The following is a 6,298-nucleotide window of genomic DNA, read 5'->3' on the forward strand; positions in this document are numbered from 1 at the left end:
CCGCGCGTGCCCGCCCACCGGGGCAACCGCCCCGCCCTCCCCGGCCCGGGGCCCGGCCCCCTCCACCTGTGCCATCATCGACGGCGCTCCGCCACCTCCCGGAAAGCAGCAGGGATGACTGGTCTCGCGTGGCGCTCCCGGTTGCCGGGGCTGCGGTTCCTCGCCGTCGGCCTGGCCCTCGGCGCGGCGTCGTGGTTCGTCCTCATCGGACTGCTCCTGTGCGTGGCGCTGGTCGTCACGCTCCCGCTGCTGCCCCACGTCGCCCGGGTGGCCCGGGAGCTGGCCGCGTTCGAGCGCCGCCGCGTCGGCCGCTTCCTCGGCACACCGGTCCCCGCGCCGCCGGAGCCGCCCACCTGGGACCTCGCCACCGTACTGACCGACCCGGCCGTGCGCCGGGACCTGACCTGGCTGCTGTTCCAGGCCACCGGGGGCCTGCTGGCGGGCGCGGTCGCGGTCGGCGCGCCCGCCGGCGCCGCGCAGAACGCGGTGATCGCCGCGGTCGGGCCGTTCGTGCCCGGCGTCACGACCACCCTGGACGCGCCGGTGACCTCGTGGGGCGGCGCGGTCGTCGCGCTGGCCACCGCCCTCGGGTACGGGGCGGCGGGCTGGCTCCTCGTGCCGCCGCTGGCGGGCTGGTGCGCCCGGGTGGGGGTGGCGAGGCTGGCGCCGCCCGAGCCGACCCTCGTGGAGCGCCTGGCCGAGGTGACGGCCACCCGGGCGGACGCGCTCGAAGCGCACGGCAACGAGCTGCGCCGCATCGAGCGCAGCCTGCACGACGGCACGCAGAACCGCCTGGTCGCGGTGGTCATGCACCTGGGCATGGCGGAACGCGCGCTGCGCCGCGACCCCGGGGCGGTCCTGCCGATGCTGCTCACCGCGCAGAACGCGGCCTCCGACGCGCTCGCGGAACTGCGCGACGTGGTGCGCGGCATCCACCCGCCGGTGCTGGCCGACCGCGGCCTGACCGGCGCGGTCGCGTCCCTGGTCGCGCACTGCGCGATCCCGTGCTCCTACGACGAGCGGCCCGTGCCGCGCCTGCCCGCCGCGGTGGAGGCGGCCGCCTACTTCGTGGTGGCCGAAGCGCTGACCAACGCGGTCAAGCACAGCGGGGCGACCCGGATCACCGTGCGGCTGGGCCTCGACGGCGGCCTGCTCCGGGTCGAGGTCGTGGACGACGGCCGCGGCGGCGCCGACGAGGCGCTGGGCACCGGCCTGCTGGGCATCCGGCACCGCGTCGCCGCGTTCGACGGCGTCACCGAGGTGGACAGCCCCGCCGGTGGTCCGACCGCGTTGCGGGCCGCGATCCCGACCGGTGTGTGACCGTCCCGCGGGCGGCGCCACCGGGCTCCAGCGCGCGGCAGTGGCCCCCGCCCCGCCGGTTCCCAGGGTGAACCCATGAGCGGTGGACCTCCGGTCGTCCCGGGTGTGCGCGTGGTCGTCCGGGCGGGCGGTAGCCGACGTGCTGCTCCTGGCCCCGACGGGCGCGGTGGCGGACGTCGGGGCGGGGCGCCCGACCGGCCCGCCGGCGGTGCTGGTGGCGAACCGCCTGTCCCGGCCCGACGCGCTCGGCCTGGTCCGCGCCGGCCGAACCGGTCCCCGGCCGCACGCGGTGGCCCACGCGATCCGCACGGGCGCCACCTGGACCGGGAACCACCCGGATTCCCGAAAAACCGGGACGACGGGGCATGGCGTCGAAGCGTTCGACGGAGTAAGAATAGCCAACCACGCCGCCCGCCGCCTGACCTCGAAGAACCGCTGAGAGAGCGCTCTCGCAGCGGGCTGCCCCCCGAACGTCCCTACTTCTCAGAGGCAGGTCAATGTCGATCCAGCGCCACCCAAGACGTGAGAGCGCTCACACGCGTTTTGGCAGGTCATTCGTACTGGGACTCGTCCTGGCTACGGCCGCCACCACCGCGGTGACCGCCCCGGCCGCGAGCGCGGACCAGCCGCGGCGCGGTGCCGCCGACCTCGGCGTGAACGTCAAGGTCTTCGACCCCGCCATGCCCGTCGCCGAGATCCAGGCCGAGCTGGACCGGGCGCACGCCGCCCAGGTCGACAACGAGATGGGCACCGAGCGGTACGCCTACCTGTTCAAGCCGGGCCACTACGGCACCGCCGAGCAGCCGCTCCAGCTCAAGGTCGGCTACTACACCGAGGTCGCCGGCCTGGGCGCGTCGCCCACCGACGTCGTCATCAACGGCAAGGTCGAGGTCTACAACCGCTGCCTGACCGAGGGCGGCACGGCCAACTGCCTCGCCCTGGTCAACTTCTGGCGCACCCTGGGCAACCTGACCATCAACGTCAACGGGGCCGGTCAGGACGGCTGCCGGTCCGCGACGAACTTCTGGGCGGTGTCCCAGGCGGTGTCGATGCGCCGGCTCAACGTCACCGGCGGCCCGCTGTCGCTGATGGACTACTGCACCGCCGGCCCGCAGTACGCCAGCGGCGGCTTCATCGCCGACTCCCGGCTCCCGGTGGTCACCAACGGCTCCCAGCAGCAGTGGCTGACCCGCAACAGCGAGGTCGCCGGCTGGTCCAACGGCGTGTGGAACCAGGTCTTCTCCGGTGTCGTGGGCGCGCCCGACGACGCCGACTTCCCGAACCCGCCGTACACCACGCTCGACACCACCCCGCTGAGCCGGGAGAAGCCGTACCTGTTCGTCGACGCCAAGGGCGCCTACAACGTCCGCGTCCCGGCCGCCCGCCGGAACACCAGCGGCGTGTCCTGGGCGAACGGCACGACGCCCGGCCGCACCATCCCGCTGCGCGACTTCTACGTGGCCAAGCCGGGCGACTCGGTGCGCGAGATCAACACCGCGCTGCTGCTGGGCAAGCACCTGCTGCTGACCCCGGGCGTGTACGACATCGCCCGCAGCATCGAGGTCCGGCGCCCCGACACCGTCGTCCTCGGCATCGGGCACGCCACGCTCACCGCCGTGAACGGCGCGGTCCCGCTGGACGTCGCGGGCGTGCCGGGCGTCGTCATCGCGGGTGTCACCATCGACGCCGGCACGAAGCTCTCACCGGTCCTGCTGCGGGTCGGCAAGGAGCACGGCGTCAACTGGTCCTCGCCGAACAACCCGCTGACCCTGTCGGACGTGTACTTCCGCGTCGGCGGGCCGCACGTCGGCAAGACCGACACCGCGCTGGAGGTCAACAGCGACAACGTGCTCATCGACCACACCTGGGTGTGGCGGGCCGACCACGGCGTCGAGGGCTTCACCGACACCGAGCGCTGGCGCACCAACACCGGCCGCACGGGCGTCGTGATCAACGGCGACCGGGTGACCGCGACGGGCCTGTTCGTCGAGCACTTCCAGCGGCACAACACCGTCTGGAACGGCGAGGACGGCACCACCGTGCTCTACCAGAACGAGCTGCCCTACGACCCGCCGACGCAGGCGGACTGGATGAAGGGCTCCGTCGAGGGCTGGGCGGGCTACAAGGTGGGTGACCGCGTGCGCCGGCACACCCTGCACGGCGGCGGTGTGTACGTGTTCAACCAGAACAACCCGGAGATCCACACCGAGAACGGCTTCGAGGTGCCCCGGACCCCCGGCGTCAAGCTGCACCACATCATGACCGTCAACCTGGGCGCGGGCACCGTCGACCACGTGGTCAACGGCATCGGCGACCCGGCCGACACGACCAGGATCGGCGCACCGGTCTACGTGGCCGAGTACCCGGTCCCGTAGTCGGACCCGGTCCCGAGAACCACCCCCAGCGGCGCCCGACCACCCCGGTCGGGCGCCGCGCGCACGACCACCCCTATTCGGAACACCCCTGGTCATAGGGCCCTTAGGGGTTGTCCGGCGGCCGGCCGGTTCCTAGCGTTGACCGGGTTGAACCACCCGGTCGCGCGACGAGGGGGAGATGAATGCCCGAGAACGAGATGGCTGAGCTGCGGCGGCTCGTCGTGCGCCTGCGCACGCGGGTCGGGACGCTCCGCTCCGACGACGCCGGCACCCCCGCCGCCCGCCGGGTCGTCAACAGCGTCGAGCGGCTGGAGATCGACCTCGCCGAGTTCGCCCGGTCGGCGCGGCCCGCCGCGGTGGACCCGGACGCGGTGGTGGTCGTGCCCGACACCCCGTACGACCCGGCGTTCTGGTCCGGCGCGGACGACGAGGGCGTGGGCGGCCACCGGCGCGACCACGCCTAGAGCGTGTTTCAAAGGTGAGGTGAGCGGCGGCGTGTCGGTAGCCGGAACGCGGCGAGGTCTCCGGTAGACGGGTCAGCGACCAAGCAGTGAGCTCGACCGCGAACGTCAACTACCGGGATGTTTCCCGCCGCCACGTCTTGGTCCAGCGCTCGGCCACCCCGATCGCGAGCCAAGGCGGACGGTGACCGCGCTTACCGCCTTGCGGGAGCACGCCGCAGTCCGGACAGCACCTGCTCTCACCTTTCAACGCCCACCCGCACGCAACGCAGGTCACGATCGGGTCCGCGCGGGAGTCGTGCGCGGCGATCACCCTGCGGACGACGGTGACCAACCGATCGGTGGGATGCTGCTCGAAGTCGGGGCAGTACAGGTGGATCGCGTCGCCGAACGCTCGGTCGGCCCGGCGCGGGACCCGTCGCCCGGCCGCCTTTTCGCGACGACGGCGTTCCTGGAGGGCTGCCGCGCGTTCCCGCCAGACCGCACGGGCTTCTTCCAGCTCGTCCGCCGCGCGGCGCAATGAATCGAGGTCGTCCTCCAACTGCTGCGGGATGCGGGCGTTGACGACGAGATGGTGCCAGGTGGCGCGGAAGCCGTAGGGGGCGAAGTGCAGCGCGCACTCCCGAAGGGCGAGCAACCGCGCGCGAGGGGTGAGCGCGTCGTCGCGCACCCGCCGGGCAGCCGCGGGGAAGCTCGTCACGACCCGACCGTAGAGGGAACGCCAGTACTCGTGCCGCCGGTTCGACATCGAGCACGCCTTTCGCATCCAAGCCGGCCCGTTCCGTCACTCGTTCGTATGAACGTGACTCAAACTGCCGCGCAGTTGAAGGGCAAGGAGCACTATCCGAGGACGGGCAACAGCCGGGGGGCGGCCATGCGGGAATCCGGCCCACTCCGGGCATCGACGGGGAGGTCGTGATGAGGATGCCGGTGATCGGCAGGGGAAGCCGGACGGAGCGAGTCCGCTCGTTCATCGCTGTGGTGGCATCGGTGGTGTTGACGGGCGCGGGTCTGATGGCAGGTGCCGCGCCCGCATCGGCGGCGCAGGGCTGCGGCGGAACGCTGCTGGCCCAGTACGTCTACGGCGACGACGGGTTCGCCCAGGTCGACGTGTACCTGGAGAACGGCACCACCAACTGCCTGGTCAACCGCACCCGCGGAGCCTCTTGGGGGTACGCCGCGGGCATGGCGGTCGCGGTGTCGAAGTCGGCGGCCGACATCCCGAACACGGGCAGCACCAACCTGTGCTCTGGCTTCACCGACACCTCCACACGCCAGGCCGACTGCAGCCAGTCCTATGCCTACTATGCGGGCCCGGTGCGCATCTACGCGCCGAACTCCTGTATCAGCTTCGGCGCACGAGCCAACACCGGTGGTTGGATCGAACACGGGAAGTGGGCCAACCGCCACTGCGGCTGACTCGTACCGGGTCGACGTTCCGGGACGCGGCACGAGTACTCCAGCCGCAGTTGATGGCGAAATCCGGACGCACCGAAACAGCCGCCCGCTGGATTGGGGCGACGTAAGGATTCGGCACGCTCCCCGGCCCGGTCCGCCGTCCCGAGGAGCGTGCCGAGGGCACCGTCCCTGGCTCGGCACCAGCCGCCGAGGAGGGGGTTCGAGGTGGCGTAGCCGGACATCGACGACGTCGAGCGGCGGACCTCGTTGAGCTGGGCGGCGTCGTTTCAGGCGGTGCCTCGGTTCCCCTAGCGCGTGTTTCAGATGTGGCGTGGACAGGTGTTGATGGCGGCGATGTGGATGGTGACCTGGTAGCGGATGGCGAGTTTGTCGTAGCGGGTGGCCACCGCCCGGTGCTGACGGTTGCGGCACCGCCCACCGCGCGTCGGTCAGGTCATGCCGCCCCGCCACCGCTACGCCGGCCACGAGGTCTCCGGTACTGCGGTTGTGCCTGGTCGCTAAACCACTTACCGGAGACCTCTCCGCGTTCCGGCCACCGGCGCGACCACGCCTAGAGCCCCCGGGCCCGCGCGGACGGGCCTGGACGGGCCCGGACAGCACGACGGCGACCCGGGGTCCGGGTCGCCGTCGGTACGACTGGGTGAACTCGGTCAGCTCGCGGTGCAGGTGGGTGTGAGGCCGGTGGCGGAGCCGGTGCCCTGGAACCCGAATTCGGTGGCCTGT

Annotated in this window: 6 protein-coding genes; 5 read left to right on the forward strand and 1 reads right to left on the reverse strand. The window is 72.4% G+C overall.

What is annotated here, in order from left to right; genetic code table 11:
- Positions 1-114 precede the first annotated feature (114 nt).
- From ACFP3R_RS29560 to ACFP3R_RS29575, 4 genes are all read left to right on the forward strand, one after another.
- Positions 115-1,320: a sensor histidine kinase gene (locus tag ACFP3R_RS29560; RefSeq protein WP_380640642.1), complete on the forward strand. Its 1,206-nt coding sequence runs from the start codon at positions 115-117 to the stop codon at positions 1,318-1,320.
- An 82-nt stretch (positions 1,321-1,402) separates the two neighbouring features.
- Complete coding sequence (locus ACFP3R_RS29565) at positions 1,403-1,759, forward strand: hypothetical protein (RefSeq protein WP_380640644.1); 357 nt, start codon at positions 1,403-1,405, stop codon at positions 1,757-1,759.
- A gap of 157 nt (positions 1,760-1,916) precedes the next feature.
- On the forward strand, positions 1,917-3,695 hold the full coding sequence (locus ACFP3R_RS29570) for a hypothetical protein (protein WP_380640646.1): 1,779 nt from the start codon (positions 1,917-1,919) through the stop codon (positions 3,693-3,695).
- A gap of 182 nt (positions 3,696-3,877) precedes the next feature.
- Positions 3,878-4,159: a hypothetical protein gene (locus tag ACFP3R_RS29575; RefSeq protein ID WP_380640648.1), complete on the forward strand. Its 282-nt coding sequence runs from the start codon at positions 3,878-3,880 to the stop codon at positions 4,157-4,159.
- 109 nt (positions 4,160-4,268) lie between these two features.
- Here ACFP3R_RS29575 and ACFP3R_RS29580 read toward each other — a convergent pair whose 3' ends face one another.
- Positions 4,269-4,856, reverse strand: a complete 588-nt coding sequence (locus ACFP3R_RS29580; RefSeq protein ID WP_380640650.1) for a hypothetical protein — start codon at positions 4,854-4,856, stop codon at positions 4,269-4,271.
- Positions 4,857-5,074: 218 nt separating this feature from the next.
- Between ACFP3R_RS29580 and ACFP3R_RS29585 the strand changes: the two genes are divergently transcribed.
- Positions 5,075-5,575 carry a hypothetical protein gene (locus ACFP3R_RS29585; RefSeq protein WP_380640652.1) on the forward strand — a complete coding sequence of 167 codons (501 nt, stop codon included), beginning with the start codon at positions 5,075-5,077 and terminating at the stop codon, positions 5,573-5,575.
- The last annotated feature ends 723 nt before the right edge of the window (positions 5,576-6,298 follow it).

The sequence above is a fragment of the Saccharothrix lopnurensis genome, assembly GCF_042658445.1.
Taxonomy (GTDB): domain Bacteria; phylum Actinomycetota; class Actinomycetes; order Mycobacteriales; family Pseudonocardiaceae; genus Actinosynnema; species Actinosynnema lopnurensis.